Annotated in this window: 30 protein-coding genes; 17 read left to right on the plus strand and 13 right to left on the minus strand. The window is 72.1% G+C overall.

What is annotated here, in order from left to right:
* Positions 1–107: 107 nt before the first annotated feature.
* The 3 genes from ACFYX0_RS09950 (at position 108) to ACFYX0_RS09960 (ending at position 3,526) form a co-directional block, all read left to right on the plus strand.
* On the plus strand, positions 108–968 hold the full coding sequence (locus ACFYX0_RS09950; RefSeq protein WP_388968620.1) for a fructosamine kinase family protein: 861 nt from the start codon (positions 108–110) through the stop codon (positions 966–968).
* A 57-nt stretch (positions 969–1,025) separates the two neighbouring features.
* Positions 1,026–1,820, plus strand: a complete 795-nt coding sequence (locus tag ACFYX0_RS09955) for an N-formylglutamate amidohydrolase (protein ID WP_388968623.1) — start codon at positions 1,026–1,028, stop codon at positions 1,818–1,820.
* Between the two features lie 251 nt (positions 1,821–2,071).
* Positions 2,072–3,526 carry a multicopper oxidase family protein gene (locus ACFYX0_RS09960; protein ID WP_388968626.1) on the plus strand — a complete coding sequence of 485 codons (1,455 nt, stop codon included), beginning with the start codon at positions 2,072–2,074 and terminating at the stop codon, positions 3,524–3,526.
* 21 nt (positions 3,527–3,547) lie between these two features.
* Here ACFYX0_RS09960 and ACFYX0_RS09965 read toward each other — a convergent pair whose 3' ends face one another.
* Together ACFYX0_RS09965 and ACFYX0_RS09970 are read right to left on the minus strand one after the other, a co-directional pair.
* Positions 3,548–3,781, minus strand: coding sequence for a DUF2000 family protein (locus ACFYX0_RS09965; RefSeq protein ID WP_388968629.1), 234 nt, complete (start codon positions 3,779–3,781; stop codon positions 3,548–3,550).
* On the minus strand, positions 3,754–3,885 hold the full coding sequence (locus ACFYX0_RS09970) for an AsnC family transcriptional regulator (protein ID WP_388968632.1): 132 nt from the start codon (positions 3,883–3,885) through the stop codon (positions 3,754–3,756). Before ACFYX0_RS09970 ends, ACFYX0_RS09965 begins: the two co-directional genes overlap by 28 nt.
* Positions 3,886–4,160: 275 nt before the next feature.
* Between ACFYX0_RS09970 and ACFYX0_RS09975 the strand changes: the two genes are divergently transcribed.
* Positions 4,161–4,367, plus strand: a complete 207-nt coding sequence (locus tag ACFYX0_RS09975) for a hypothetical protein (protein ID WP_355914637.1) — start codon at positions 4,161–4,163, stop codon at positions 4,365–4,367.
* A gap of 105 nt (positions 4,368–4,472) precedes the next feature.
* Here ACFYX0_RS09975 and ACFYX0_RS09980 read toward each other — a convergent pair whose 3' ends face one another.
* The 3 genes from ACFYX0_RS09980 to ACFYX0_RS09990 form a co-directional block, all read right to left on the minus strand.
* On the minus strand, positions 4,473–4,727 hold the full coding sequence (locus ACFYX0_RS09980; RefSeq protein WP_355914634.1) for a DUF5133 domain-containing protein: 255 nt from the start codon (positions 4,725–4,727) through the stop codon (positions 4,473–4,475).
* Between the two features lie 142 nt (positions 4,728–4,869).
* Positions 4,870–5,310 (minus strand): Lrp/AsnC family transcriptional regulator, encoded by a 441-nt coding sequence (locus ACFYX0_RS09985; RefSeq protein ID WP_388968635.1) that lies wholly within the window; start codon positions 5,308–5,310, stop codon positions 4,870–4,872.
* Between the two features lie 43 nt (positions 5,311–5,353).
* On the minus strand, positions 5,354–6,703 hold the full coding sequence (locus ACFYX0_RS09990) for a transaminase (RefSeq protein ID WP_388968638.1): 1,350 nt from the start codon (positions 6,701–6,703) through the stop codon (positions 5,354–5,356).
* Between the two features lie 283 nt (positions 6,704–6,986).
* On the opposite strand from ACFYX0_RS09990, the gene ACFYX0_RS09995 reads away from it, so the two are divergent.
* Both ACFYX0_RS09995 and ACFYX0_RS10000 read left to right on the plus strand, forming a co-directional pair.
* Entirely contained in the window at positions 6,987–8,222 is a 1,236-nt protein-coding gene (locus ACFYX0_RS09995; RefSeq protein WP_388968641.1) for a hypothetical protein, read from the plus strand.
* 287 nt (positions 8,223–8,509) lie between these two features.
* Positions 8,510–8,848, plus strand: a complete 339-nt coding sequence (locus ACFYX0_RS10000; protein ID WP_388968796.1) for an anti-sigma factor antagonist — start codon at positions 8,510–8,512, stop codon at positions 8,846–8,848.
* A 266-nt stretch (positions 8,849–9,114) separates the two neighbouring features.
* On the opposite strand, the gene ACFYX0_RS10005 is transcribed toward ACFYX0_RS10000, so the two are convergent.
* Positions 9,115–9,651: a MarR family transcriptional regulator gene (locus ACFYX0_RS10005; RefSeq protein WP_311695174.1), complete on the minus strand. Its 537-nt coding sequence runs from the start codon at positions 9,649–9,651 to the stop codon at positions 9,115–9,117.
* Between the two features lie 84 nt (positions 9,652–9,735).
* Between ACFYX0_RS10005 and ACFYX0_RS10010 the strand changes: the two genes are divergently transcribed.
* The 6 genes from ACFYX0_RS10010 (at position 9,736) to ACFYX0_RS10035 (ending at position 15,771) form a co-directional block, all read left to right on the plus strand.
* On the plus strand, positions 9,736–10,902 hold the full coding sequence (locus ACFYX0_RS10010; RefSeq protein WP_388968644.1) for a PP2C family protein-serine/threonine phosphatase: 1,167 nt from the start codon (positions 9,736–9,738) through the stop codon (positions 10,900–10,902).
* 271 nt (positions 10,903–11,173) lie between these two features.
* On the plus strand, positions 11,174–12,073 hold the full coding sequence (locus ACFYX0_RS10015; RefSeq protein ID WP_388968647.1) for an STAS domain-containing protein: 900 nt from the start codon (positions 11,174–11,176) through the stop codon (positions 12,071–12,073).
* Complete coding sequence (locus ACFYX0_RS10020; protein ID WP_311695179.1) at positions 12,070–12,489, plus strand: STAS domain-containing protein; 420 nt, start codon at positions 12,070–12,072, stop codon at positions 12,487–12,489. The genes ACFYX0_RS10015 and ACFYX0_RS10020 overlap by 4 nt, the downstream gene beginning before the upstream one ends.
* Positions 12,490–12,536: 47 nt before the next feature.
* Positions 12,537–12,932, plus strand: a complete 396-nt coding sequence (locus ACFYX0_RS10025) for an anti-sigma regulatory factor (protein WP_311695356.1) — start codon at positions 12,537–12,539, stop codon at positions 12,930–12,932.
* Positions 12,929–13,999: an ATP-binding protein gene (locus tag ACFYX0_RS10030; protein WP_388968650.1), complete on the plus strand. Its 1,071-nt coding sequence runs from the start codon at positions 12,929–12,931 to the stop codon at positions 13,997–13,999. Before ACFYX0_RS10025 ends, ACFYX0_RS10030 begins: the two co-directional genes overlap by 4 nt.
* Positions 13,996–15,771, plus strand: a complete 1,776-nt coding sequence (locus tag ACFYX0_RS10035) for a PP2C family protein-serine/threonine phosphatase (protein ID WP_388968653.1) — start codon at positions 13,996–13,998, stop codon at positions 15,769–15,771. Before ACFYX0_RS10030 ends, ACFYX0_RS10035 begins: the two co-directional genes overlap by 4 nt.
* Before the next feature lie 40 nt (positions 15,772–15,811).
* Here the strand turns inward: ACFYX0_RS10035 and ACFYX0_RS10040 are convergent, their stop codons facing one another.
* On the minus strand, positions 15,812–16,279 hold the full coding sequence (locus ACFYX0_RS10040) for a MarR family winged helix-turn-helix transcriptional regulator (RefSeq protein WP_388968656.1): 468 nt from the start codon (positions 16,277–16,279) through the stop codon (positions 15,812–15,814).
* Between the two features lie 334 nt (positions 16,280–16,613).
* Here ACFYX0_RS10040 and ACFYX0_RS10045 point away from each other — a divergent pair, with 334 nt between their 5' ends.
* Complete coding sequence (locus tag ACFYX0_RS10045; protein ID WP_388968660.1) at positions 16,614–17,045, plus strand: ATP-binding protein; 432 nt, start codon at positions 16,614–16,616, stop codon at positions 17,043–17,045.
* Positions 17,046–17,293: 248 nt separating this feature from the next.
* Here the strand turns inward: ACFYX0_RS10045 and ACFYX0_RS10050 are convergent, their stop codons facing one another.
* From ACFYX0_RS10050 to ACFYX0_RS10065, 4 genes are all read right to left on the minus strand, one after another.
* On the minus strand, positions 17,294–17,746 hold the full coding sequence (locus ACFYX0_RS10050) for an ATP-binding protein (RefSeq protein WP_388968663.1): 453 nt from the start codon (positions 17,744–17,746) through the stop codon (positions 17,294–17,296).
* Between the two features lie 339 nt (positions 17,747–18,085).
* Positions 18,086–18,490: an STAS domain-containing protein gene (locus ACFYX0_RS10055; RefSeq protein WP_388968666.1), complete on the minus strand. Its 405-nt coding sequence runs from the start codon at positions 18,488–18,490 to the stop codon at positions 18,086–18,088.
* A 120-nt stretch (positions 18,491–18,610) separates the two neighbouring features.
* Positions 18,611–20,224, minus strand: coding sequence for a SpoIIE family protein phosphatase (locus tag ACFYX0_RS10060; protein WP_388968799.1), 1,614 nt, complete (start codon positions 20,222–20,224; stop codon positions 18,611–18,613).
* Positions 20,225–20,440: 216 nt separating this feature from the next.
* Positions 20,441–20,914: a hypothetical protein gene (locus tag ACFYX0_RS10065; RefSeq protein ID WP_388968669.1), complete on the minus strand. Its 474-nt coding sequence runs from the start codon at positions 20,912–20,914 to the stop codon at positions 20,441–20,443.
* 298 nt (positions 20,915–21,212) lie between these two features.
* Here ACFYX0_RS10065 and ACFYX0_RS10070 point away from each other — a divergent pair, with 298 nt between their 5' ends.
* Entirely contained in the window at positions 21,213–21,443 is a 231-nt protein-coding gene (locus tag ACFYX0_RS10070; RefSeq protein ID WP_355914588.1) for a DUF397 domain-containing protein, read from the plus strand.
* Between the two features lie 97 nt (positions 21,444–21,540).
* Complete coding sequence (locus ACFYX0_RS10075; protein ID WP_388968672.1) at positions 21,541–22,461, plus strand: helix-turn-helix domain-containing protein; 921 nt, start codon at positions 21,541–21,543, stop codon at positions 22,459–22,461.
* Positions 22,462–22,495: 34 nt separating this feature from the next.
* Here ACFYX0_RS10075 and ACFYX0_RS10080 read toward each other — a convergent pair whose 3' ends face one another.
* Entirely contained in the window at positions 22,496–23,314 is an 819-nt protein-coding gene (locus tag ACFYX0_RS10080; protein ID WP_388968675.1) for an SAM-dependent methyltransferase, read from the minus strand.
* A gap of 226 nt (positions 23,315–23,540) precedes the next feature.
* Here ACFYX0_RS10080 and ACFYX0_RS10085 point away from each other — a divergent pair, with 226 nt between their 5' ends.
* Complete coding sequence (locus tag ACFYX0_RS10085; RefSeq protein ID WP_388968678.1) at positions 23,541–23,921, plus strand: hypothetical protein; 381 nt, start codon at positions 23,541–23,543, stop codon at positions 23,919–23,921.
* Positions 23,918–24,385: a peroxiredoxin gene (locus ACFYX0_RS10090; RefSeq protein WP_388968681.1), complete on the plus strand. Its 468-nt coding sequence runs from the start codon at positions 23,918–23,920 to the stop codon at positions 24,383–24,385. Before ACFYX0_RS10085 ends, ACFYX0_RS10090 begins: the two co-directional genes overlap by 4 nt.
* 91 nt (positions 24,386–24,476) lie before the next feature.
* Here ACFYX0_RS10090 and ACFYX0_RS10095 read toward each other — a convergent pair whose 3' ends face one another.
* Positions 24,477–24,992 (minus strand): YceI family protein, encoded by a 516-nt coding sequence (locus ACFYX0_RS10095; protein ID WP_388968684.1) that lies wholly within the window; start codon positions 24,990–24,992, stop codon positions 24,477–24,479.
* Positions 24,993–25,091 lie beyond the last annotated feature (99 nt).

The raw sequence follows: 25,091 nt of genomic DNA on the forward strand, positions 1-25,091 counted from the left end.
GCTCGACAGACCCCCCCCGCGCCCAAGGCATGATGAGTTCCCCGGCCGCCACGGTGGATGCGCCCGGCAGCCCGGAAGGATCCGGAGCCCCCGAAAGGAGACGAGGCGTGCCGACCACGGAGGGAGCCGCCGCGGCCCGCTTCACCGGATCGCCGGTGACCGGTGAACGCCCGGTGTCCGGATCGCTCACCGAGGTCACCCTGGACGGGGGACGGGTCGTGATGGTCAAGCGCGGCGACGAGCCCGGCGCGCTGCGGGCGGAGGCGGCGGGGCTGCGCTGGCTCGCGGACGCCGGTACGGTCCGTGTCCCCGCCGTGCACGGCCTCGACCGGCATCTGCTGGTGACCGAACGCGTGACGCCCGGCCGGCCGAGCGTCCGCGCGGCGGTCCGCTTCGGCCGCGACCTCGCCGCGCTGCACGGGGCCGGGGCGCCGGCGTTCGGTGCGCCGCCGCCCGACGGCCCCGAGGACGCGACGATCGGTCTGGCGCCGATGCGCAATGTTCCGGGCACCGAATGGCCGGCCTGGTACGCGGGGCACCGGGTACTCCCCTACCTCCGCGCCGCCGTCGACGGCGGCACCCTGCGGCCCGGCGAGGCGGCGGTGGTCGAGGACGTGTGCGAGCGGCTGCCTCGACTGGCGGGCCCCGCCGAACCGCCCGCGCGACTGCACGGCGACCTGTGGAGCGGCAATGTGCTCTGGGGCGCCGACGGACAGGTCTGGCTGATCGACCCGGCGGCGCACGGCGGTCACCGGGAGACCGACCTGGCGATGCTGCACCTCTTCGGATGCCCTCATCTCGGCGAGATCCTGGAGGGCTACCAGCAGACGGCGCCCCTGGCCGACGGCTGGGCGGACCGCGTCGCGCTGCACCAGCTGTTCCCGCTGCTGGTCCACACGGTCCTGTTCGGCCGCGGCTACGGCGAACAGGCACTCGCGGCGGCACGGACGGCGCTGAGGGGTGTCTGACCCTGCTCCGGCCCGGCGTGTGTACGGTCGGCTGATCACCGCGCCCAAGGAGCCGCCATGTCCCGTGCCGCCGTACCGTTCGAGCTGCTGCCCGGTGCAGACGACTCACCCGTGATCCTGCATGTGCCGCACTCCGCACGCCGGATACCGCCCGCCGTGCGCGCCGGCATCCTGCTCGACGACACGGCCCTGGCCCGGGAACTGGACCACATCACGGACGCGCACACCGCGGAACTCGCCGCTCACGCCGCCGATGCCTGCACCCTCACGCCCTGGCGGTTCGTCAACCGGCTGTCGCGGCTGGTGGTCGACCCGGAACGGTTCCCGGACGAGCGCGAGGAGATGCTGGCCGTGGGCATGGGCGCCGTCTACACGCAGACCACGCACCGCCGGCCCCTGCGCACGGCCGGGACCGATCCCGGGCCGTTGCTCAGCGACTACTTCCACCCGTACGCCCAGGCGATGACGGCGGCGGTGGCGGACCGGCTGGCGGCCACGGGGCGCGCGGTCGTCCTCGACGTGCACTCCTATCCCACCGCACGCCTCCCCTACGAGCTCCACGGCGAGGGCCCCCGGCCGCCCGTCTGTCTGGGTACCGACGCCTTCCACACGCCGCCCGAGCTTCTGGCCCTGGCGCGCGAGGCGTTCGCGGAGTTCGCGGGGACCTGCGTCGACAGTCCGTTCGCGGGCGCGTATGTGCCGCTGGAGTTCTACGGCACCCGGCCCGAGGTGTCCGCCCTGATGCTGGAGATCCGCCGCGACACCTATATGTCGGAGCCGGGAGGGGCCGCGGGAGCGGGGCTGACCCGCCTCGCGTCGGCGCTGGCCGCCCTGGTCGGCGCCGTGTCCTGACGCGCTGGGGGAATCCGTGCCGGTTCCCGGCGCGCGCACCCCCGAAGGCCCCGCGTACCGCTGATCGAGTGGATGCCGCCGCCGACCGCGCGTCGGCGGCGCGGACGAGGACTCCCTCTTGCCTACGCTCTCGCTGACGGACCGTCAACACTCCGTCAGCACCTCGGGCCGGGCGTCACCCGCGCGGCCGCACGGCTCTTCTGGGGAGAGATGTGTTCGGGCCCAAAACTCGTTCTCCGCTGATCCGGTCGGTGGTCGCCCTGGCCCTCGCCTCGACCTGGCTGGCCGGCTGCACGAACGGGTCCCCGACCGAACAGATCGACGGACCGCACGAGCCCGCCGGGCAGGACGGTCCCGCGGCCGCGGGCCTGGGCCCACGGCTGCAGGACCCCCCGGAACTGGTCAGCCACGACGGCCTCCTGAAGGTCAACCTCGTCGTGGAACGACGCAGGATCCAGGTCGGCAACCGCCGGTTGTACGCCACCACCTACAACGGCGCGTACATGCCGCCCACCCTGCGCGTCAGGCCCGGCGACCGCATCGACCTCACCCTGACGAACAACGTCGACCAGAACACCAATCTGCACACGCACGGCCTGCACGTCTCGCCGCGCGCCCCCTCGGACGACATCTTCCTCGCCATCAAGTACAAGCAGTCGTACCACTACTCCTACCGGCTCCCGCCCAACCAGCCGATCGGCACCTACTGGTACCACTCCCACGCCGACATGTTCTCCGCCCCGCAGGTCGCCGGCGGCGAGTCGGGCATCCTCATCGTCGACAGCCTGCAGCAGTACCTGCCGGCGTCGCTGCGCGGCATCACCGAGCACACCATCGCGCTCAAGGACTTCCAGGTACAGGGCGACTCGGTGAAGACCCGCCCCCTGAGCATGGGCGCGCCCACCCAGCGCACCGTCAACGGCCAGCAGAACCCGGTGATCACCATGCGGCCGGGTGAGACACAGCTGTGGCGACTGGCCAACATCGGGGCCAACATCTACTACCGGCTCCGGCTGCCGGGCACCCGCTTCCATGTGATCGCCCAGGACGGCATTCCGGTGCGCAGGATCTACGCCCAGGACACGCTGCTCATCCCGGCGGGTGGCCGTTTCGACGTCCTCGTCCAGGGCGGCGGTGCCGACACCGTCCGGCTGCAGACGCTCCCCTACAACAGCGGTCCGGCCGGGAACAAGTTTCCCCGGGCCGACCTCGCGACGGTCGTCACCAGCGGCACGCCCATGCCACAGGCCATCCTCCCGACCGCCTTCGCCCGGCACGAGGACCTGACCCGGGCGAAGATCGCGGCCCGCAAGACCGTCGTCTTCACGGAGAACAAGGCGGGCACGAAGTTCTTCGTCAACGGCCGGGCCTACGACCCCCGCCGGACCGACTTCACCTCCACCCTGGGCACGGTCGAGGAGTGGACGGTCCGCAACGACTCGGACGAGGCACACAGCTTCCATCTCCACACCGACGACTTCCAGCTGATGAGCATCAACGGGAAGGCCCACCCGGCCTCTCGGGCCTGGTACGACACCATCAACGTGCCCGCGCGGGCGTCCGCCGTTCTGCGCGTCCACTTCACCGACTTCATCGGCAGGACCGTGCTGCACTGCCACATCCTCAACCACGAGGACGCGGGCATGATGGCCGTGCTCGACATCGTCCGGCCCCGCCCCGAGAGCCCCGGGCCCACTGCGCGATGACCGCCGCGGGGCGCCGGTGCGTCAGGGCAGCAGCGGAAGCTTGCGCACGATCTTGCTGACGCGGTTGCGCGGACCGACGATGCTCACGGCGCAGTAGCGCAGATCGTCGGCCGCGGTCGTCCCCAGCGCGGCCCGGTAGTCGGCGTACACGATCGTCTCCTGGGCGAGGACCGGCATGTCGGCGACGAAGGTGTCGGTGTACGAGGCCGCCTTGGTGCGGATGGCCCTCAGTGTCTCGGCGTCCGCGGCCAGCACCGGGCACCCCGTCCAGGGCAGCTCGCGGCCAGATCCCGGTTGGTCCGGCGGGCGTCGGTCTGCAACTCCCGCAGCAGCGCGCGGTCGAGGGCGTCGAGGTCCATGGGATCCACGTTACGCCGTACGACATTCGGCGGGATCCCGCGAGGCCCGCACGGATGGCCCGCGCGAGGCGTGCGGCCCGCTTCGTCGCCGTACGTGCACACACCACAACTCCCCGTATCCGATGGCCGGGTGCGGGGATTCGGTCGCCGTCGGTCGTGGGTTCCTCGGGATGCGCGCGGCGTCATCTCGATGAAAGGTGAGGGAAGAGTGTGGTGTCCTGCCCTCGGACGACCGCGGGTGCCACCACTGCGGATCGACACGCATAGGAGACACCATGTCGACGTCACAGTCTGATGCGTCACGTCGTCCGTCCGATGACCGTGCCACGCCGGACGAACTGCTGCATGAGCTTCCGGCGGACACCACACCGGAGGATCTGGTCCTCGCCTCGGGCAGGGATATCACCCCCCGCACGCTCGCGTGGGCGGAGCGCAAGCTCGCGTCCGAGGGGCGGGCCGCGTTCGACAAGCTGCTGCCCTAGTAGTCCGGTCCGAAGTCTCCGCGCCATGGACGGGGGAGGCCCCGGTGGGGTGACTCCGGACCGGCCCGAGCCGGGGCCCGGTCGCGGCGCTCAGGGCGACGCGGGTCAGACGGCCACCGGCAGACCGCTCTCCCCGTCGGCCTGCCGCGAGGTGACCTGCCTGGTGCCCGCCGTGAGCAGCACGTCCGCGGCCTCCACCGCCTCCTGCACCGTGCGGGTTCCCATCATGACGCACAGCGTGTAGCTGACGTCCTCCAGTTCTTGTGCCCCCTCGGGCGTGTCCCTCTCGGCGAGTGCGATCCGCAGGGACGCGTACCGGGTCAGCAGTCCTCTGACCACCTTGAGATCCGGAACGAGCACAGCCAGGCCCTCTCTCTCGATTTTCGAGCCGTGTGCCCTATCCTCCGCAGACCATGCGCAACTCCTCGCACGCGGGGATTTTTTGGCATGTTTCCTACGCCCGGAACCGGGCGACGGCCCGGAAAGCACCGGGAGAGGGCGGCTACCCCACGTTCCAGAGGAAGCGGTGGGTGTGGATGCCGAAGTACGGGAAGGCCTGAACGCCTTCGACCCCCTCCGCCTCGCGGACCACGTCGCCCACGAAGTCGAGCAGCTCGCGCGGCCCGTCGCAGACGACCTCCACGAACAGATCGAAGCCGCCCGACGTCAGGACCGAGTACACGACCTCCGGGTGGGCGGCCAACTCGTCGGCCACGGCCCGCGGATCGCCGTCCACCGTGACGCCGAGCAGGGCCATCGCCTGGCCGCCCATCCGCATCGGATCGGTGACGCCCACGACCTGGACGACCTTGGTGTCCAGCAGCCGTTGCAGACGCTGGCGGGCCGCCGAGGCGGAGAGCCCGACGCGGGGGCCGAGATCGGCGTACGCGATACGGCCGTCGGTCTGCAGCTCCCGCAGAATGGCCCGGTCGATCTCGTCCACGCTCTTCCTTCCCGGTGACCGCCGCCCAGCCTACCGACGCCGGTCAGCCGACCAGCTCGGCCAGGGCCGTGTCGAACAGCCGGGTGTGGGTGTCGACGTCCTCCTCGGTGGTCGCGGGGCACATCAACGCCATGTTGTGGAACGGGGTGAGCAACACGCCCCGGTTGGCCAGGAAGAGATGGAGGTAGTCCTCCAGTTCGGGGTCGGCGGCGGCCGCCGACTCGGTGCCGGTGCGCGGCGCCGGGTTCGCGAAGCGGTACTCGGTACGGGCGCCGAGCCGGCTGACCGACCACGGCAGCTCCCACCGCTCGATGCCGGACCGCACGCCGTCCTCGAAGCGCTCGGACAGCTTCTCCATGTGGGCGAACGCCTCGTCGGTCAGGACGTGTTCGAGGGTCGCCCGGGTCGCGGCCACCGAGAGCGCGTTGCCCGCGAGGGTGCCGCCCACCCCGCCCATGTCGACGAGGTCCAGGTCCTCCCGGCCCAGCAGCCGCTGCGCCAGTTCGGCGGAGAGTCCGTAGGCACCGGCGGGGATGCCGCCGCCGATCGCCTTGCCGATGGTGAGCAGGTCCGGCTCCAGGCCCCAGGCGGCGGTGCAGCCGCCGGGCCCCGCGGAGAAGGTGTGTGTCTCATCGTTGATCAGCAGGGTGCCCGTGCGCCGGGTCAGTTCCCGTACGCCCGCGAGATATCCGGGCTCGGGCAGCACGATGCCGATGTTGGTGAGGGCGGGCTCCATGAGGACGGCGGCCACATCGCCGTGCGCGAGTTCGCGTTCGAGCTGGTCGAGGTCGTTGAACTCGGCGACCCGGCTGGTCAGGGTGACGTCGCAGGGCGCGCCGACGTTGCCGGGGCGGGCCGTGCCGCGCCCGTCCGGTCCCACGACGATCAGCGACTCGTCGACGCTGCCGTGATAGCTGTAGCTGTTCACGAGGATCTTCGGACGGTCCGTGACCGCCCGCGCGAGCCGGATCGCCCAGCGGTTGGCGTCGGTCGCGGTGAGCGAGAAGCTCCACCGGGTGAGTCCGAAGCGCCGGGTGAGTTCCGCGCCGACCCACTCGGCGTCCTCCGTGGGCAGCATCGCCGTGGCACCGCCGAGTTCGGTGAACCGCCGGTGCACGGCCGCCGCGACCGGGTCGGGGGAGTGACCGGCCATCGCGCCGGTGTCACCGAGGCAGAAGTCGATGTAGTCGCAGCCGTCGATGTCTGTGACGCGGGCGCCGCGGGCGGCAGCGAGATAGCGCGGGAAGGCGCCCGCGGTCTTGTTCATCCAGGTCATCGGGACCCGGCCGAAGAGATGGTCGGCGCCCGCATATGCGGCCCGCGAGCGCGGGCTGAGCCGCTCGGCCTCGGCGCCCTCACGGGCGAGCAGCTGACGCAGACGGGCGCGGTCCATGGCGTACCCCTATGTCCGGCAACACATGATGGCCAGGACTGTACGACCGAATCACGTGTTTGAGCAACGCTTGGCAGCAGAATCGACTGTTCCGGCAATCGATTCGCGCGTTCGCATGGCTCCGGGAGATGCGGTGCGGCGATGCGGTGCTGCTCCGCCGCCGACGGGGGCATACGGTGGGAACAAGCGATCTTGACCCCGACCCCACCTCCGTCCCCGGCCCCGCGACGGGCGCGACCACACTGGGAAGCGCACCCGTCCCGATCCCTCGCAGAGTGACCTCATGGCAAAGTCCCCCATCGCCCCTGCCGCGGCTCCCGACACCGTGTGGCCGGCGCGCGGGCGCCACCTCGGCCCGGGGGCCGAGGACACCGTCCGGCACCGGCTGCGGGAACTGAAGAACAGCGCGGCCATCCAGAACCACCTCGAATTCGAGGGCTCCCGTGACGGCGTGCCCCATCGCGCCTTCGAGGCCCGTTGGCTCGTGGCCGAAGACGTCGTCGTGCGGGCCCGTCTGAACATCGGGTCACCCGACGAGAAGGACGGCTCACAGGAGTGGGTGCTGGTCGCGGAGGCGGACCGGACCTGGGACCTCGACTGGCCCTCGCCCGCGACCGTGTTCTGGCCTGAGGACACCGACGCGCCCTGGGACCACGACGTGGTCGGGGATCTGCGCTTCCGGGAGATCAACCCGCTGCCCGCGGAGGACCGGGCGCTGCGGCGCCTGCTGAAGGACTGCGCGCGGCACTCCTGGAGCATCCATGTGATCGTGCACGAGGCGATGACGCCCGACGAGCGCGGGCTGCGTCCCCTCGCACCGCTGCTGCCGTCCGGCCTGCGGCACCGGATCGTGGAGCACCGGGCCGCGCCCGAACAGTTCCAGGTGGTCAACTGGGCCCTCTACGACCTCGGCGCGCGGGTACCCCGTGGTGGCGCCGTGGTGCTGCCCTCGGCACCGGCCGCCCCCGGCGTCGGGGACGACGACTTCGCCGTGCGCACCGTGTTCCTGGACGGTTCCCGGCCGCAGGAACTCCTCGACACGGTGTGCCGTTACGCCCTGGAGCCCCGGCCGCTGCCCGAGGGTGCGGCGGAGGCACTGTCCGATCTGCGCGCCCAGTGGCATCTGACGACCCTCGAAGAGGAACTGGCCGCGGCGCGGCTCCAACTCGCCTCCTACGCCGAGGCCCTGGACGCCATGACCAAGTCGCGCGACCTGTACCGGGAGGCGGCCGAACTGGCCCATGAGGCGCTGGCGGCCTACCGGGACTCGTCCGGCGCGCTGCCCCCGCCGCGGCAGGAAGCACGCAAGCGGGAAGGTTTCTCCCTGCGCGCCCTGACCAAGTCGTTGGAGCGCGGCGCCAAGCTGCTCCGCCCGCCGGGCGCCGAGGATCCCCGCGCCAAGGACCCCGCGGACGAGGAGACGACCCCGGACGCCTCCGTGCCAGGCAGCCGGGAACGGGACGCGGGGTCGCTGAGCCCTTCCCCCGCGCAGCCGTCCGACGGACGGAGCCGGGAGTAACCGCAGCGCGTTCCGGCGGTGGGGGGAGCGCCCCGCGCGATGCCGTGCGCCGCTCCCCGATCCCGTACGCACATCTCCGGAATCCGCTGGTGTGGAGAGATGTCTGAGGGGTACGCGGTGCCGGACTCGCCGCCGGGGCACCGTCCCGGCGGCGAGAGGTTGATCACCTCCGGAGCACGGTCCGCGGTGCATCCGCGGTCCGGCCCGGGGTAGGCGAGTCCCGCACGCCGTACGTATGGGAGGACATTGTGTCGACTGAGCAGACCCCCCTGTCCATCGAAGTGACGATGCCCCGAGAGGATGTCGCGCTGGTCGTCGTGCAGGGATTCCTGGACGTCGACACCGCGACGGAGTTGCATCACCACCTCGCCAACCAGACCCACCACGGTCGCCGCCATCTGCTGCTCGACCTCTCGGCGGTGCCGTTCATGGACTCGTCCGGGATCAACATCATTCTCAAGACCTACAAGGAGACCCGGCAGATCGGCGGCTCGGTCGGTCTCATCGATCCGGCCCCTGCCGTGCAGCGGATCCTCGATCTGACGGGGGTGAGCCTGACGGTCCCCTCCTACGCGACCGCGGACGAGGCGCTCGACAAGGTCGGCGACTCCCTGGGCCAGTCGTAGGGGAGGACGCGGAGGCGTCCCGGGCCGGGCCCGCACGGCGGGTCTCCGGGGTACAGCGAACCCACGCACGGGCGATCGCCCACGCGGACGGCCCCCGCCGTCCCCAATACTTGCCGTTTGACAACTGTAGCCGTCAGGCAACAAAGTTGAGTCAGCAAAAGTACGGAAGGAACTGGGATGTTGCGGTGGGCGGAGCCGGCTGCGCGCGCCGACCGACCGCGGCAGGCGTCCGGCACACCTGCGGGGCGCGACTGCCCGCCCGCGGCTCACGCCGTACGGGCGTCGGTTCCCTCGGCCTCGTGGAGCTGTGCCGCCGCGGCGACGCAGAAGGCCTCCAGGCCCTGCAGGAGTGCGGTGCGCTTGGCCGTCGGCATCTGGGCCAGGACGGACTCCAGCGCACGCTCGCGGCGCTCGCGCAGTTCGGCCAGGAAGGTTCTGCCCCGACGGCTCAGGTACAGGCGCAGCTCGCGTCGGCTGGTCGAGCTGGCGGCGCGCTCGACGTACCCGACGGCCTGGAGGCGGTCGCACAGCCGGCTCGTCGACGGCGGGGTCGACCCGAGCGCGTCGGCGAGCGTGCGCAGATTGATGCCCTCGTTGTGCTCGAGTATGAAGAGCACCCGCAGTTGGGAAGCCGAGACGGGGGCCGTCGAGGCGCGCCCCCACAGGACCTCCAGCAGCTCCGCCGCCTCTGAGGTCACACGCGCCACTTCGCTGGGCTCGGGACGCGGGCTGGAGGAAGTCACCGTCTCATTCTCCCAGGCTTCTCGAATCCTGTCGGCCTGCCGGGGCGACAGCTCACGCATAACGATAGATACGTACACGGGCGCGGAGTCGCTCAGGGCATGGGTCCGGAATCGTACTAGTGGAAGAATGGCGTATCCGACATCGTGAACAGATTCGTCACAGCCGAGAGGGCGCTCCGGAACGCGGCTCCCCACCGGTTGGTGGAGGCGCTCCGGGACGCGCTGCGCAGCCAGTACGCGGCCGAGTCCGTCGAACTCCTGATGGCGGACTACGGGCTCACCGTGCTGCAGCCCGTCTCCGCACAGTTCCCCGCCACCGAGTCCGTGGCGATGCACGGCACCACGGCCGGCCGGGCCTTCGGTGCGCAGGACCCCGTCGTGGAGGAGACCGGCGACCTGACCCGGGCCCATCTGCCGGTGACGGTACGCGGTGACCGGCTCGGCGTACTGACCGTCACGCTGCCGTCCGCCACGACCGCCGAGGTCCTTCCCGAACTCGTCGACATCGCCGGGGTCCTCGGCCACGAGATGCTCGTGGCCGAGCGGGACACGGACGTGTATCTCCAGGCCCGGCGCCGGGACCGGCTGACGCTCGCGGCCGAGATGCAGTGGCAGCTGCTGCCGGGCCGCTCCTGCGCTCGGCCGGAGTACGCGCTCGGGGCCCAACTGGAGCCCGCCTACGCGATCTTCGGCGACAACTTCGACTGGTCCGCCGGGCCGGACCGGCTGATGCTCTACATCACCAACGGCATGGGCGAGGGCATCGAGGCGTCCCTGCTGACCAACCTCGGCATCAACGCGCTGCGCAACGCCCGGCGCGCCGGGATCCCCATCGAGGACCAGGCCGCCCTCGCCGACCAGGCCGTCTACGCCCACTACCGGGGTGCCTGCTATCTGTCGGTGCTCCTGCTCGACTTCGAGCTCTCCACCGGCCGGGTGAAGGTCGTGGACGCCGGCTCCCCGCAGATGATGCGGATGCGCGGCCGGACCGTGGAAGCGGTCGGCTTCGACGCGCAGCTGCCCCTCGGCATGTTCGAGGAGACCGACTACGTCGCGCAGGAGATCGACGTACAACCCGGTGACCGGCTCGTCTTCGTCAGCGACGGCGTCTACAGCGTCGCCGCCCCGGAAGGCGAGACCTACGGCGAGAAGGCCCTGGCGAAGGCGATCGCGGCCACGCGGCTGCTTCCGGCCGCCGAGGTGCCCCGCGCGGTCCTGAGGGAGCTGTCGGACCACCGCGGCGGGCCCACCGCGGAGGACGACGCGCTCGTGGTGTGCCTGGACTGGTTCGGGCGGCAGCCGGGCTCCTGAGGGATGTCCGGCCACGACGGTCGCGCGCCTCGTGAGAAGGGTCGCACACCGCCTCGCCGCCCGGCTGCCGCCGGCGCCTTCCGCCTGGGCTTCGACGGCCCGGATACGGACGGCAGTTGGCCGGGTCCCCCATTCGTTGGACGACCGTCCAGGAGGCCACGGGTGCCCGGCGGGATCTCCCATGATTACAGTTGTCGCGCGACAATGAACCGCGCTCTCCGAGGAGGCTCCCTGGCAGCCGGGGGAGCAGACGTACAAAGGAGACAGGGACGTGACGGACCAGGAGTCGGCAACCGACCGAGGAGCGTCGGCACGAATCGTCGGGGACTTCCTGCAACGCCGCCGGGAGCAGATCTCCCAGCGCTGGGCCGACGAGGCGCTGTTCCGGACGGTCTTCACGGTCTCCCGCGACGAGGCGGTGGAGGCCGCCGGTGCTCTGGTGGAGGCGCTCGCCGTGGTGGCCGCCACCGGGCGGATCGAGGACGTCCGGGCGCCGGGCTTCTTCGGGGTGCGCGAACAGCTCGCCCGCATGGCCGCCTCCCGCGCACGGGCCGGCTCCAGCCCCGGCCACATCGCCGAGGAGGTGGCGGCGCTGCGCCCCTCGGTCAGCGAGCTGCTGGCCGCCGATCTGGCCAAGGCGGACGGGGAGGCGGCCGGGCCGCATCTGGTGACGCTCACCGTCCTGCTCGGCACGCTGCGCCTGGTCGTCATGGAGACGGCCCTCAGCGCCGGTGAGGACATCATCGAGCGGCAGCGCCTGCAACTGCTCGAAGTGGCCACGCCCGTCATCAAGTTGTGGGACGGCATCGTCGCCGTCCCGCTGATCGGCACCCTGGACAGCGCCCGTAGCCAGGTCGTGATGGAGAGCCTGCTGGAAGCCGTCGTCGCCCAGCAGGCGCGGTTCGCGATCCTGGACATCACAGGGGTGCCGACCGTCGACTCCCTGGTGGCCCAGCACCTGATGAAGACGGTCGCCGCGGCCCGTCTGATGGGGGCGGAGTGCATCGTCTCCGGCATCCGGCCGGCGATCGCCCAGACCATCGTGCACCTGGGCATCGACCTCGGTTCGGTCGTCACCCGCGCGACCCTGGCCGACGCCCTCGCCCACGCCCTCCACCGGCTGGGAGTCGTGATCGTCGACCGGGCGGCCACCGGCGGGGGCCCGCGGTGACCGGGGATCTCTGGGCGCCGGACGGCGCGCACATCCCCGTACTGAAGCTCGGTGACGTCCTGCTCGTCACGCTCCAGGGCGAACTGCACGACAAGGCGGCCGAACAGCTCCAGCAGGACATCGCGGCGGCCATCACCCGCAGCCCGGTGCACGGGGTCGTCATCGACGTCTCCGGAGTCGAGATCGTGGACTCCTTCCTGGGCCGGGTGTTCGCCGAGATCGCCGCGAGCGCCGGACTGCTCGCCGCGGAGACCGTCGTCGCGGGCATGCGCCCCGCGGTCGCCATCACCCTCGTGGAACTCGGCCTCACCCTGCCGGGCCTGCGCACCGCGCTCGACACCGACGAGGCCCTGCGGATGCTGACCCGGGCGTCCGCTCCCCTGTCCCACGTCCCAGAACGCCAGGAGAACGCGTGACGGAGACATCGGGCCGCCTCGCCGCATGCCTGCCCATCCGCTCGGACATGGATCTGGCGTGGGTACGACAGCATGTGCGGCGGGCAGCTGCCGAGATCGGTTTCGGTCTGGTGGAACAGACCAAACTGATCACCGCGGCGAGCGAGCTCGCACGCAACACACTCGTCCACGGCGGCGGCGGACAGGTCGAGTCCGTCGTCCTGGACCACGGCAGGGCCCGTGGCCTCCGGCTGACCTTCACCGACGAGGGACCGGGCATCGCCGACGTCGAGCGGGCGCTCACCGACGGCTACACCTCGGGCGGCGGGCTCGGCCTGGGGCTCGGCGGAGCCCGGCGCCTGGTCCACGAGTTCTCGATCGACACACGGCCCGGCGGGGGCACCTCGGTCACCGTGGTCTGCTGGACGGCCGGAGCGCCACGCCCGCGCGGGGAGGCGCGATGACCCGGGTCTGGGACGTGCCCGTGCACGACACGACCCGGCTCCGGGACGTCCGGCTGGCGGCCGAGGAGGCCTGCGACCACGCCGGGTTCGGCGCGGACCGGCAGGCGGCCACCGTACTGGTCGCCACGGAGCTCGCCACCAACCTGCTCAAGCACGCGGGCGGCGGCCAGATACTGCTGGAGACACCGGCCGCGCCGGACGGTGCCGCCGAGGACGGCGAGCGGGCCGCTGTGCAGATCGTCGCGATCGACCACGGCCCCGGCATCGCGGACCTGTCGGCCGCGCTGCACGACGGCTTCTCGACCACGGCCTCGCTCGGGGCCGGGCTCGGCACCTGCCGACGTCTGGCGGACGACTTCGACCTGCACAGCTCGCCCGGGCGCGGCACTGTGGCCCTGGTCCGGATAGGTCCCTCGGACGCGCGCCGCAGGGGGGAGCGGGACCGGCGCGCGCTGGCGCCGGCGCGCGCCGGAGGGATCAACATCCCCCTCGTCGAGAGTCATTCGGGCGACGCCTGGGCCTGCGTGCGGTCCGGTGAGACCCTCACCCTGCTTCTCGCCGACGGCCTGGGACACGGCCCGCGCGCGGCCGAGGCGTCCGACGCCGCCGTACGACAACTGCGGCGCAACCCTCGGCTGACGGCACCGGAGTTGCTCGCCGCGCTGCACACCGCGCTCCGCGACACCCGGGGCGCCGCCGTCGCGGTGGCCCAACTCGACCTCGCCGCAGGGCATCTGGAGTTCTCCGGCATCGGCAACATCGGCGCGCGGCTGCGCACCGGCGGGGGCTGGCACCCGCTCGTGTCGCATCCCGGCATAGTCGGCGCCCACGTCCCCGCACGCCTCCCCCGCCGTCGGCTGCCCTGGAGCCCCGACTGCCTTCTCGTCCTGCACAGCGACGGTCTGCCCAGCCGGTGGTCGCTCCGCCCGGAGGTGCCCGCCGCGACCCTGGACCCGGGGGTGACGGCCGCCCTGATCGTGCGCGACTCCAGCAGTTCGGCCCGGCCCGTCCGGGACGACACCACGGTGGCCGTGCTGTCCCCCACACCGCCGAATCGTGAACCATGACCCACACCTGGCAGATCACCACCGTCGTCGACGCCGCCCGGGCCCGGATCGCCACCGCCCGGCTCGCGGCCGAGCACGGCGTCCCCGCACTCGACCGCACCCGGCTGGTCACCGGGCTCACCGCACAGTTGCGCCAGTGCCTCACCAAGGGAGGCGCCTGGCGGCTGACCCTCAAGACCACTCCCCCGTCCCCGTCCGGGTACCGGCCGCGGCTGTGGCTCACCCTCTGCCCACATCCGGACGACAGCTCCGACGCCGACCTCACCTGGCAGGCCTCGGCTCCCGCCGCGGAGCGGGCGGGCGGCACCGGAACCGCCGGGGTCCCCGCCCGTACGGCGGCCCTCGCCGAGGGGCTGTTGGGTGCCGACGACGACACGGCACGCGTGCTCGGCGCCCTGGCCGAGCAGGAGGCGCTGGTCGCCTTCCACCGTGAGGAGCTGCACCAGACGAACCAGGGCGTCCTCGCCCTGCACGCGGAACTCGACGCCGCGGGACGGGCGCAGCAGGAGCTGTTCGCCGCCGAGCGGGCGGCCCGCACCGAGGCGGAGGAGGCACGCCGGCGGCTGACGTTCCTCGCCGACACCAGTGCAGCGCTCACCGCGTCCCTCAACCACGGGGAGATCGTGCGGCTGCTCCCCGAACTGCTGATCCCGGCGTACGCGCGCAGCGTCGACGTTTGGCTGCTCGGTGACGAGGAGGAGCAGGCGCACGGACACGAGCCCCGTCCCGCCGCGGCCGTCGTCGCCGCCCGCACGGGCCGTCCGCAGTACGCGGCCGCCCACCCCGGCGGCCTGCCCGGTGTGGACGACCGGCCGCCGTCCGCCCTGCACCCCACCCGGCCCCTGCTGTGCGTTCCCCTGTCGGCCCGGCGGACGGCCCTGGGCGTGCTGATCCTCACGCCGCCGGGCGACCGGTGGAACCCGGACGACGCGGTGATGCTGATCGAGCTGGCCCGCCGGGCCGGCATCGCGATCGACAACGCCCAGCGCTTCGAGCACAACCGGGACATCGCCGAGACGCTGCAGCGGGCGCTGCTCACCGACCTGCCCACCACCCCGGGGCTGCGACTGGCCGCCCGCTATCTGCCGGCCACCCACGGCCTCAACATCGGCGGAGACTGGTACGACGCCTTCCGCCAGCCCGACGGAAGCCTGATCGCGGTCATCGGCGACGTCACCGGCCATGGGCTGCACGCCGCGGTGATGATGAGTCAGCTGCGCACCGCGCTGCGCGCCTACGCCGTCGACGGGGGCACCCCGGGCCAACTGCTCACCCGGCTGCATCTGTTCCTGCACCATCTTCAGCCGGATCTGTACGCCACGGCGGTCATCGCCCGGTTCCGCCCCGGCGAACCGGTGCTGACCTGGGCGGCCGCCGGACATCCGCCCCCGGTGCTGCGCACGCCCGACGGCCTGGTCCACACCCTCGACGACAAACCGGGGGCCATGCTGGGCATTCCGCTGCGGCAGGCCATCGAGGACCACACCGTCCCGCTGCCGGCCGGGTCGACCCTCGCCCTGTACACGGACGGCCTGGTGGAGCGGCGGGCCCAGGGCATCGACCCGGGCATCCAGCGGCTCACCGAGGCGCTGTCCGCGCTCGACCCGCCGGAGCTGGCCGACGATCTGGAGGGCGCCGCGGACCGGGTCCTGGACCCGATGCTGCGGGACTCCGAGGGCGACGACGACGTGTGCCTTCTGCTGTGTCACTACGACAGCGAGCAGCGGACTCCGACGACCCTGCCGGCCGCCCCGCCGCCTCCATCGCGATGAGGGCGCCGCTCGGCGGCCGGGGCGCAGCGGAGACGCGGGACTACGCCTCTTCGTCCGGCCGTGCCGTCCGGGCCGCCCGGAAGGCGTGCAGTCCGTGTTCCAGCGCGGCCTGCTGGGCGGGGGTCATCGCGGCCAGCACATCCGCCAGGCTCGCGGACCGCCGTTCGGCGATCTCGGCGAGCGCCCTGCGTCCGTGCGCGGTGACCCTCAGCTGGAGCTCACGCCGGTTGCGCGGATGGATCACCCTCTCCAGCAGTCCGGCGGCCTCCAGCCGGTCGCAGAGTCTGCTGGCCGCGGGCAGCGCGATGCCGAGCGTCTCCGCGAGCGCCGTGAGATTGAGCTCCGAGCGCTGCCGGACGGCGGTCAGCGCGTTCAGCTGATGGCTGGACAGCCGTGGAGTGACCGCCTCGGCCGCCCCGGTCCACAGCGCCACCAGACTCTCCACCGCGTCGGCGACCTGCCGGGCCAGCGCCCGGGGCGTCCCCCTGGTCTCTTCTGCCTTTGTCACCTCACGGTCATCTCCCACCGCGCTTCTCTTGCCTGCCGCGCCGTCCGCTCCCCCGCACTCGCCCACGACCGGTTCACCCTTCGCCTCGGCCGACATGGTCGGCCCGATCGGCGCCCGTACCCAGCACGCTTCCGGGTACGCCGCCGGACCCGGCCATCTTCACGAGATCGCTGCACGACGCCCCCGACCGGAGGGGGTAACGGTGGCCCGGGCGAGGGACCTGTGATCCGGGATGCGTAGCTCTCGGCGTTCTGGCAACCGTGTTAAGGGGGGCCGGGCGACAGCGCGATGGATGACGACAACCGGCCGGCACGACGGCCGGGGGAAGGACGGCATGGCAACCGAGCCGCGGTGGGACAAGGCCTGGCCGCTCGAGGCGGTCGAGAACCTCGTCGCCGACTTCAAGGGCGAACTGCACGACGTGACCGACGCACGGCTGGCCGCCGAGGGGTTTCTGCGCCGGCTGGCGCGGGCGTCGCCTCCGGCCAGTCCGGAGCACTGGAACGACGTACTGCTGGTGGTGGACGAGCTGGCCGCCAACGCCGTCCAGTACGCGCCGGGCCACTTCGCGCTGCGGATGCGTCCGACGTACGACGGGATTCATGTGACGCTGCACGACACCAGCACGATCCCGCCCACCCCGCGGCCCTTCCGGCCCGGGCGCCCGGGCGGGATCGGCTGGCATCTCGTGCACACGCTCTGCGACCAGGTGAGTGTGATCATCCAGCCGGAGGGCAAGGACGTGCACGTCTTTCTCCCCTGGTAGGGCACCTGGAGGTGGCTTCCCTCGGCGGGACACGTCCGTGGGACCCGCCCCGCCCGTCAGGAGGCCCGGCGCGGCGGCCCGGCGCCGGCCGGACTCGTCCGGGGCCGCCCGCCCGGAGCGATCGGGACGATCTCCACGCCAGTATCCGGTGTGGTCCGGGACCCCGGTTCGGGCACGACGCGCAGCCGGCGGCCGTCGGACGCGGCGGGCGCCTCCTCGGCGTCCCCCGGGCCCGGCACGCGGGGCCCTCATCCAGTGGGTTCGGGTCCGGTGCCCAGGGGCACGACCACGCTCACGGCCTTGCCGCCGTCCGCACACGGCTCGACGACGATGTCGTACGCGAGCTTGATGATCAACGGCCACCCGTACCCGCCGCCGTCGTGCCCCACCGGCAGCGCTCCGGAGCCGAAGGCGACGGTGGGGATGTGGGGGCTGCGGTCGCGCACGGTGAGCCGGATCCCGTCCCGGGCCGGTATCGCCTCGAAGGCCACGACACCGCCGCCGTGCCGGATCGCGTTGGACACGAGCTCCGAGGTGACCAGCAGCAGATCGGTGACGGCCTGCTCGGCGGGCGGACGGGCCGAGGTGTCCCAGTGGCCCCGGACGACCGCCAGGACGTGCGCACGGGCCGAGGCGGCGGTCATCACCGCCCCGAAGGCCTGCTTCCCGTCGTCCTGGGCCGCCAGCTCGGCCGGTCTCATCGCTCGCTCGGACAGTCGCGCGTTCCGGGCAGGCCCCGGCGAACCGACGCGAGCGGCGGGCCCGCCGCGCATACCGGCAGGCGCGGAGCGCGAAGGCCGGTATCGCCCGTGCCGTCGGGGATCCCGCCGGGACGACGGCGGGGTTCCCGGCGGGCACGGGGTGGCGTGGCGTGATCTCGTACGTTCATCACCCCTTCCTCTACCCGGCCTCGCCGAGGCCATGGGTCCGAACGCCCGCCCGGGGTCGTACCCGGGACGCGACGCCCGTCCCCGGTGGCCGGCGGACGGGCACCGCGCGCCCGCAGAGCCGTCTTCGCGGCCCTCTCGGGCGCGTCGCCGTCAGCCCGCCCCGGGCTGCACCCCGGCGTGGCTGTCCTCGAACGGAGCGGTGAGGTGTTCCAGCGGAGCGGTGAGGTGTTCCAGGGACCCCGTGATCTCCAGCAGCCGCTGGAGCGCGGGGGGACGCTCGTCGAGCCGGAGGTCGATGGCCGCCGCGTCGGTCCGGCGGCGGATCGTCAGCAGGGCGGACAGCCCCATGGAGTCGACGGCTCCGAGCCCCGCGAAGTCGAGGCGCAGTGCCGTCAGCCCGGGGCCGCCTCGGGGCCAACGGGCCAGCTGACCGTCGACGGTGCTCACCAGTTCGTCGCACGACTCGTAGTCGAGATCCCCGGCGACGCGTACGACGATCGCGGTCCGCTCGGTCTCGACCGTGAGCGTGAGGGAGGGGGTGTGAGAGGTCGTCATCTGGACTTTCCGTGACGGGGATGTTCGGTGCTGCTGATCGGGTCCTCATCGTGTCGTGTACCGCGCCGAGAGTGCGACAGTCCCGCGGGAAGTCCGGGGCGGAGCGGACGGGCGTCGTGCTCACGCGGTGTACCTCCCCCGGGTGCGGCCGTCGACCGCGCTGAGGTGTGCGTGGTGCGGCGCGGTGACGGCCACGACCGCCATGTCGTCGTGGCGGCCGCCGCCGACCCACTGCGCCGCCAGCGTCTGCACATGGTCCACCACCGCTTCGGCGGGCATTCCGGCGCACTCCGTCACCGCTGCCATCAGCCGGTCGACGCCGAACAGTTCGTCGCCCCAGGGGCCGCCCCTGGCCTCGATGATCCCGTCGGTGAACAGCAGACAGGTCTCGCCGGGCGCGAGTTCGAGATGGGCGGTGGTGGAGGTGATCTGCGGGAAGACGCCCACCAGGGTGCCGCGGGTGTCCGCCTCCTCGACGCGGCCGTCGGCCCGGACGAGCAGGGGGGTGGGGTGTCCCGCGCTGGTGACGCGGAGCCGTACCGTGCCGCCGCGGCGGATGACGGACGCGAGCGCGAGGGTGGCGAACCGTGTGTGATGCGAGTTGATCAGCGCGCCGTTGAGCAGGTCGAGGACGCTCCGGTGGTCGGCGGCCAGGGGCAGCAGCGCCTGGAGGGTGTTGCGGATCTTCCCGGTGAGCACGGCCGCCTCGAGTCCCTTGCCGCACACGTCGCCGAGGACGACGAGGGTCTCCTCCTGGTCGGTGGCGCCCGGGTGGACGTCGTAGAAGTCGCCGCCGACGCGGTCGCCCCGGCTGTAGGGCCGGTAGGCGCCCGCGAACTCCACGCCGTGCACGCTGTGCAGCCGGGGTGGCAGCAGTTCGCGCATCAGGGTCGTGGTGATGGCGGCCTGGTCGGCGTACATCCGCGCGGCGGAGATCGCGGCGCCGGCCCGGGCGGCGAAGAGCCGGGCGAGGACCTCCTCGCTCTCGCTGAACGTCCGGCGGTCCGCGGTGCGCAGGAGGATGAGCGCTCCCGCCGGTACGCCGTGCCCCGGCAGCGGCGACACCACGACGGAACCGACCGGTCCGCCCAGCCCGGAGGGCACCGCCCAGCCGGGGAGCGCGGCGGGGTCGATCCAGCGGGAGGGCACCGGCGGAAAGCCGCGCAGCGCCTCGCCGAGGCCCGGCACGTCCTCCGGGTCCGCGCGCACCGTCGTGTGCGTGACCTCGCCCGAGGGGCCGCAGAAGGTGACGGGGTTCCCGCGGCCGCGGGCGGAGGCGACGGTGACGGCCGCGTCGGCGAGATGTTCGACGGCCAGCCGGGCGGTGGCCTCCATACAGGTCTCGACGTGCAGCGAGGCCAGCAGTGCGGTGGAGGCTCTGGCCAGGAAGGCGGTGCGCGCTCGCTCGCTGCGGAGGGCTTCCTCGGCGCGACGGCGGTCGGTGTCGTCCACCAGCCACCACACGACGCGGTCCTGCGCGGAGCGGGCGGGGTGAGCCGCGAACGAGCGCTCTCCGATACGTCCGGCGGCCGGGGTTCCGTCGGTGCGGTCCGGTCGGGCCGCGTCCGAGGCGAACCGCTGGTGGGCCTCGAAGAGCCATGCCGGTACGACGTCCCGCAGACACGAGCCGTGCCCCGCCTCCGGGAACAGGCTTGCCGCGACGGCGTTCAGCTCCACCAGGCAGCCACGCCGGTCCGCGACCATGACCGGGCAGGGAGCACTGTCCCATGCCATGCCGTGGCCCTGGGCGTCGGCGAAAGTCCGCTGGGAGGTGTCCACAGGCAGGGGGTCGCGTCCGCGGCCCGTTCCCTTCTCTGTCGCACAGGCGTCTTCGCCGCGCGAGCGTCTCCGTGGCACGAGCGACGAGACCGTTGTCCTACGACAACCATCTCGCGTCCGGCGGCCATCCGCAAGCGACCGGCCGCGGCGCGCGGCAGGAGCCGCGGACACTCAGGCAGCGAGTGCGGACGCCAGTTCGCTTGCGGCCTCGGCGAGTTCGATGTCCGACTCCGAGAGCAGCTGCCGCAGGGTGCCGTGGTCCGCGCGGACCGCACTGCGCGCCTGCCGCTCCCAACCCACGTAGTCATGACGGTGGTTGAGCAGCTTGGGGTACACGGAGGCGGTGCTCTCCCACTGCCGGGCGGCGGCGATGCTCTTGAGCAGATGGACTATCTGCACGCGGCACGTGACCTGGGGCAGCCGGGCCAGCTCCCACAGGAAGGGCACCGTGGCGGCCGTCGCCTGGTCGACGACGAAGCCGTACTGGCAGATACGGGTGCGCAGATCGCCCAGCGCCGCTCTCGCGGCGGACTCGTCGCCCCGCACGAGGGTGCGAAGCAGGAATGGGATGGCCTCCGCGGATCCGCTGGAGTCCTTGATCGCGCCCCAGGGCACGCGTTCCAGGCCTTTCAGTGCTGTCGCCATATCCACTCCCCGCAAACAGTGTGGAGCCGGGCCCTCGCCGTCCCTGCTCCGCGCGCGGCCCCGACGAGTGGGCCTGACATCCGGTACCCGGGCGATGACGTGGCATCTTTCTGATGTCACGTCATCAGGCGGCGTGCGTCGTGCGATTGACGCCGCCGCTATTATCCACGCAGTCAGCACCGCCGTGCAATTGCATGGGAAATTGCACGGCGGGTAGAAGAGCCCCGGGAGCCGGCCGGTGCATCCCGCCTCGTGCACTCCGGTGCCCCCGTGGCGCAACGTCAGCGAGGAGACTGCGGTGTCTTCAGAGCAGAACGGAGTGCGGGCCAGCGCGTTGGAGGCCCGCTGGATCAAGAGCCGGCACAGCAGCGCTGAGGGCAACTGCGTGGAGCTGGCCGCCCTGGCCGACGGGAGCGTCGCGATGCGCAACTCCCGGGATCCGGACGGGCCCGCCCTCGTGTACACGCCCGCGGAGGTGGCGGCCTTTCTGGCCGGCGCGAAGGACGGCGAGTTCGACCACCTCGCCTGAGGACGGGCCGGAAAGTCGTCTCACCGGCGCATGCGGCGGGACCCGTTCGAATGCGATACTGCGGGTCTGCTTTTCTGTCGGCCAGCAGGGAGCCACGATGTCCGCCGAGTCGCACCGCATCTCCCGCCTCGAACCGTATCTGACGCAGACGCAGCCCGCTCCGACTCTGCTGAAGATGCTGGTCGGCGTGCAGTTGGCGGGCATCCGGGAGGATGCCGGCCTGTCTCAGGAACAGGCGGCGCGCGCCCTCGGTTTCAGCCCCGCGAAGCTGTCGCGCATCGAGGCGGGCAAGGGCCGCAAGCCGCCCACGGAAGGCGACGTCCGCGCCCTGCTGCGACTGTACGCGGCCGACGAGTACGAGGCCGCGGTCCTGGTCAAACTGCTGCAACGCGCCGGTGAACCCGGCTGGTGGCAGCGCTACGACAAGCGTCTGATGCCCGAGTGGTTCGACCGTCTGGTGGGGCTGCAGGAGGCGGCCGCCGCCATCCGTACCTTCGAGATCCAGTACGTTCCCGGGCTGCTGCAGACTGCGGCCTACACCCGGGCCGTGGTGGAGCGGGGACTACCGACCGCGTCGGCCGCCGAGGTGCAGCGCCGGGTGGAGCTGCGGATGCGCCGGCGGGAGCTGCTGTCACGCCCTGACGCCCCGCAACTGTGGGCGATCCTCGACGAGTCGGTCCTGATGCGGGTGCTGGGCAGCCGCGAGGTGATGCGGGAGCAGTTGGAGCACCTCGTCGAGACGGCCGGGCTCCCCCATGTGACTGTGCAGATAGTGCCGTTGGACGTGACCAACGCCTCGGCCCCGTCGATACCGGTCACCTATCTGCGCTTCGGCGGTCTCGAACTGCCGGACATCGTCTACCTGGAACACATCAGGAGCGCCAACTTCCTGGAGGACCAGGACGAGACCGAGGAGTACCGGGTGGTCCTGGACCGGCTCGCCGACGAGGCCCTCGACCCCCGTGCGTCGCTTCAGTTGCTGCGCAGGACTCTTGAGGAGCGCTACTCGGCCCGCTGACATCGGCGCCGGCGGGCGACGGGGAGCGGCCGGGTCAGCGGATCCGGCCCACTCCACCGAACTCGATCCATTCCTGGGTGAGTTGACGTGGCGCCACCTCGCTGTCCGGCCGCCAGGTGGACACCTCCACCAGGCCCGGTTCGAGGATCTCCATCCCGTCGAACCAGGCCGCGACGTCCTTCTCCTGGCGCACCCGCCCCCAGTGCCCCTGGGTGGCCTGGTCCATGAAACCGGTGACGAAGTCCCGGACCTCGGCGTCCTCGCTGACCAGCTGGCACATCACCAGACAGCTGCCGGGCACCAGGCGCTCGGCCACCCGGCGGACCAGGGCGGGCGGTCCGTCGGTCTCGCTGTCCGGGATGCAGTGCATCACCGAGTTGAAGAGCACGGCCACCGGCTGCGAGAAGTCGATCAGGCGCCGGGTGTCGGCGTGGGCGAAGACGGCCTCGGTGTCCCGCATGTCGGCCTGGATGACCGCGGTGCGCTCGTCCTGCTCCAGCAGCGCCCGGCCATGGACCAGGACCATCGGGTCGTTGTCCACGTAGACCACGTGGCTGGCGGGGTCGACTCGCTGTGCGACCTGGTGGACGTTGTTCTGCGTGGGCAGACCTGATCCGTGGTCGAGGAACTGCCGGATGCCGTAGTCCTCCGCGAGGGTCCCCACGACGCGCTGCAGGAACCTCCGGTTGTTCAGTGCGAGCGCCCGCGTGCTGGGGACGACCTTGTCCAGCTCCTCGCAGGCCGCCCGGTCGACCGCGTAGTTGTCCTTGCCGCCGAGATAGTGGTCGTACATGCGGGCTGCCGTCGGCACCGTGGCGTCGATGGACGTGGACAACTGCCTGCCTGGCTGCATCGCTCCCCCAGATCCGTGCCGTGCCGCCGGGACCGGCTCGACGGGCACCCCATCCTAGGGAAGGAACGTTTGCTGTTGCCAGCCTTTCGGCGGAGGACAGGGGTGCGTTCGCGCGGTTCAGGGGGTGCCGTCAACTCCCGTGCGGACGTGCCCTGTCACGAGGGGACGTCCGCCCGGAGCCATACCGTCCAGTAATATGCGCCCGGGTAGGCCTGGAGGAGGAACGGTGTCACGGTCGGAACGCTCACCCCTGTTGCTCGCGGGCCTGCTGGCCACCGCGGGCGTCACTCACTTCGTCGCGCCGCGGCAGTACGACGCGATGGTCCCGCTGGCCCTGCCGGGCTCGGCCCGGGCCTGGACCTATGCCAGCGGCGCCGCGGAGCTGGCGCTGGCGGCCGGGGTGGCACTGCCCCGGACCCGCCGTAAGGCCGCGCGGGCGGCGGCGGCCTTCTTCGTCGGTGTTCTCCCGGCGAACGTACAGATGGCCGTGGACTGGCGCGACCGCCCCGCACCCCTGCGGGCCGCGGCGCTGGCCCGGCTCCCGCTCCAGGTGCCGCTGGTGTTGTGGGCGCGCGGTGTCGCGAAGAACGCGGAGGAGCGGTCATGACGGATCGTGTCGAGGTCGGCACCAAGGTCGAGGACTTCGCCCTGCCGGACGAGACCGGGACCGAGCGGCGACTGTCCGAACTCCTCGCCGAGGGGCCGGTCGTGCTGTTCTTCTATCCGGCCGCCCTCTCCCCGGGATGCACGGCCGAGGCGTGCCACTTCCGGGATCTGGCCGCCGAGTTCACGGCCGCCGGCGCGACCCTGGTCGGCGTGAGCGGTGACGCGGTGGACCGGCAGCAGGAGTTCGCCGGACGTCACACCCTGGGCTACCCGCTGCTGTCGGACGAGGACGGGACGGTGCGCGAGCGCTTCGGCGTGAAGCGCGGCTTCTCCCTCGCCCCCACCAAGCGGGTCACCTTCGTCATCGGCGAGGACCGCACGGTGCTGGAGGTGGTGCGCAGCGAACTGCGGATGAGCGCGCACGCCGACCGGGCCCTGGCCGCACTACGGGCCCACAGCGCCTGACGGCCGCCCGCGCCCCCGCACCCCACGGGCCCGGACCGCTCACCATCGAGCGCTCCGGGCCCGTTCGTGTCCCCGTGTGCGCGAGGGGCCTTCACGCCGCCGAGCGGGTGAGCCGGAGGGTGGCGTTGACGGTGGTCAGGCCGCGCATCATGCCCAGCTGGTTCCAGCCCATGCCGAACTGCTCGCGGTCCACGGTGAACTCCGCCTCCAGCGTGACGGCTTCCGCGTCGGCCCGCGCGATGCGCGCGGTGAGGTTCTGGGACCTGCTGACACCGCGCACAGTGAGCTGACCGGTGATCGGGGCCGTGTCGTCCGGGCCCGCCGCGGCGCTGCGCACCACGAAGGTGATCTCCGGGTGGTGGTCGGTGTCGAAGAAGTCGGCCGAGCGCAGATGCCGGTCGCGCTTGGTGTGCTTGGTGTCCAGGGAGGCGGCGTCCAGAGTGATGACGCCCTCGGCTGAGCCGTCGGGCTTGACCTCGCCCCGGCCGCTCAGGGTGGTGAAGGCCCCCTTGACGGTGACGAGGCCCCACATGGTCCGGTGACGCAGGGCGACGGTGGAGGCGGTGGGGTCGAGCTGCCACAGTCCGGTTTCGACGGCGACGGTCATGAGTGAGCTCCTGGCTGGTACGTGGAGAAGCGGATGCCAAGGGACGACCACGTGGTCATCCAATATTGGATGACCTGACGCTACCCTCTTCTCCAATTT

It is taken from the genome of Streptomyces sp. NPDC002573, from assembly GCF_042889625.1.
GTDB classification, from domain to species: domain Bacteria; phylum Actinomycetota; class Actinomycetes; order Streptomycetales; family Streptomycetaceae; genus Streptomyces; species Streptomyces gibsoniae.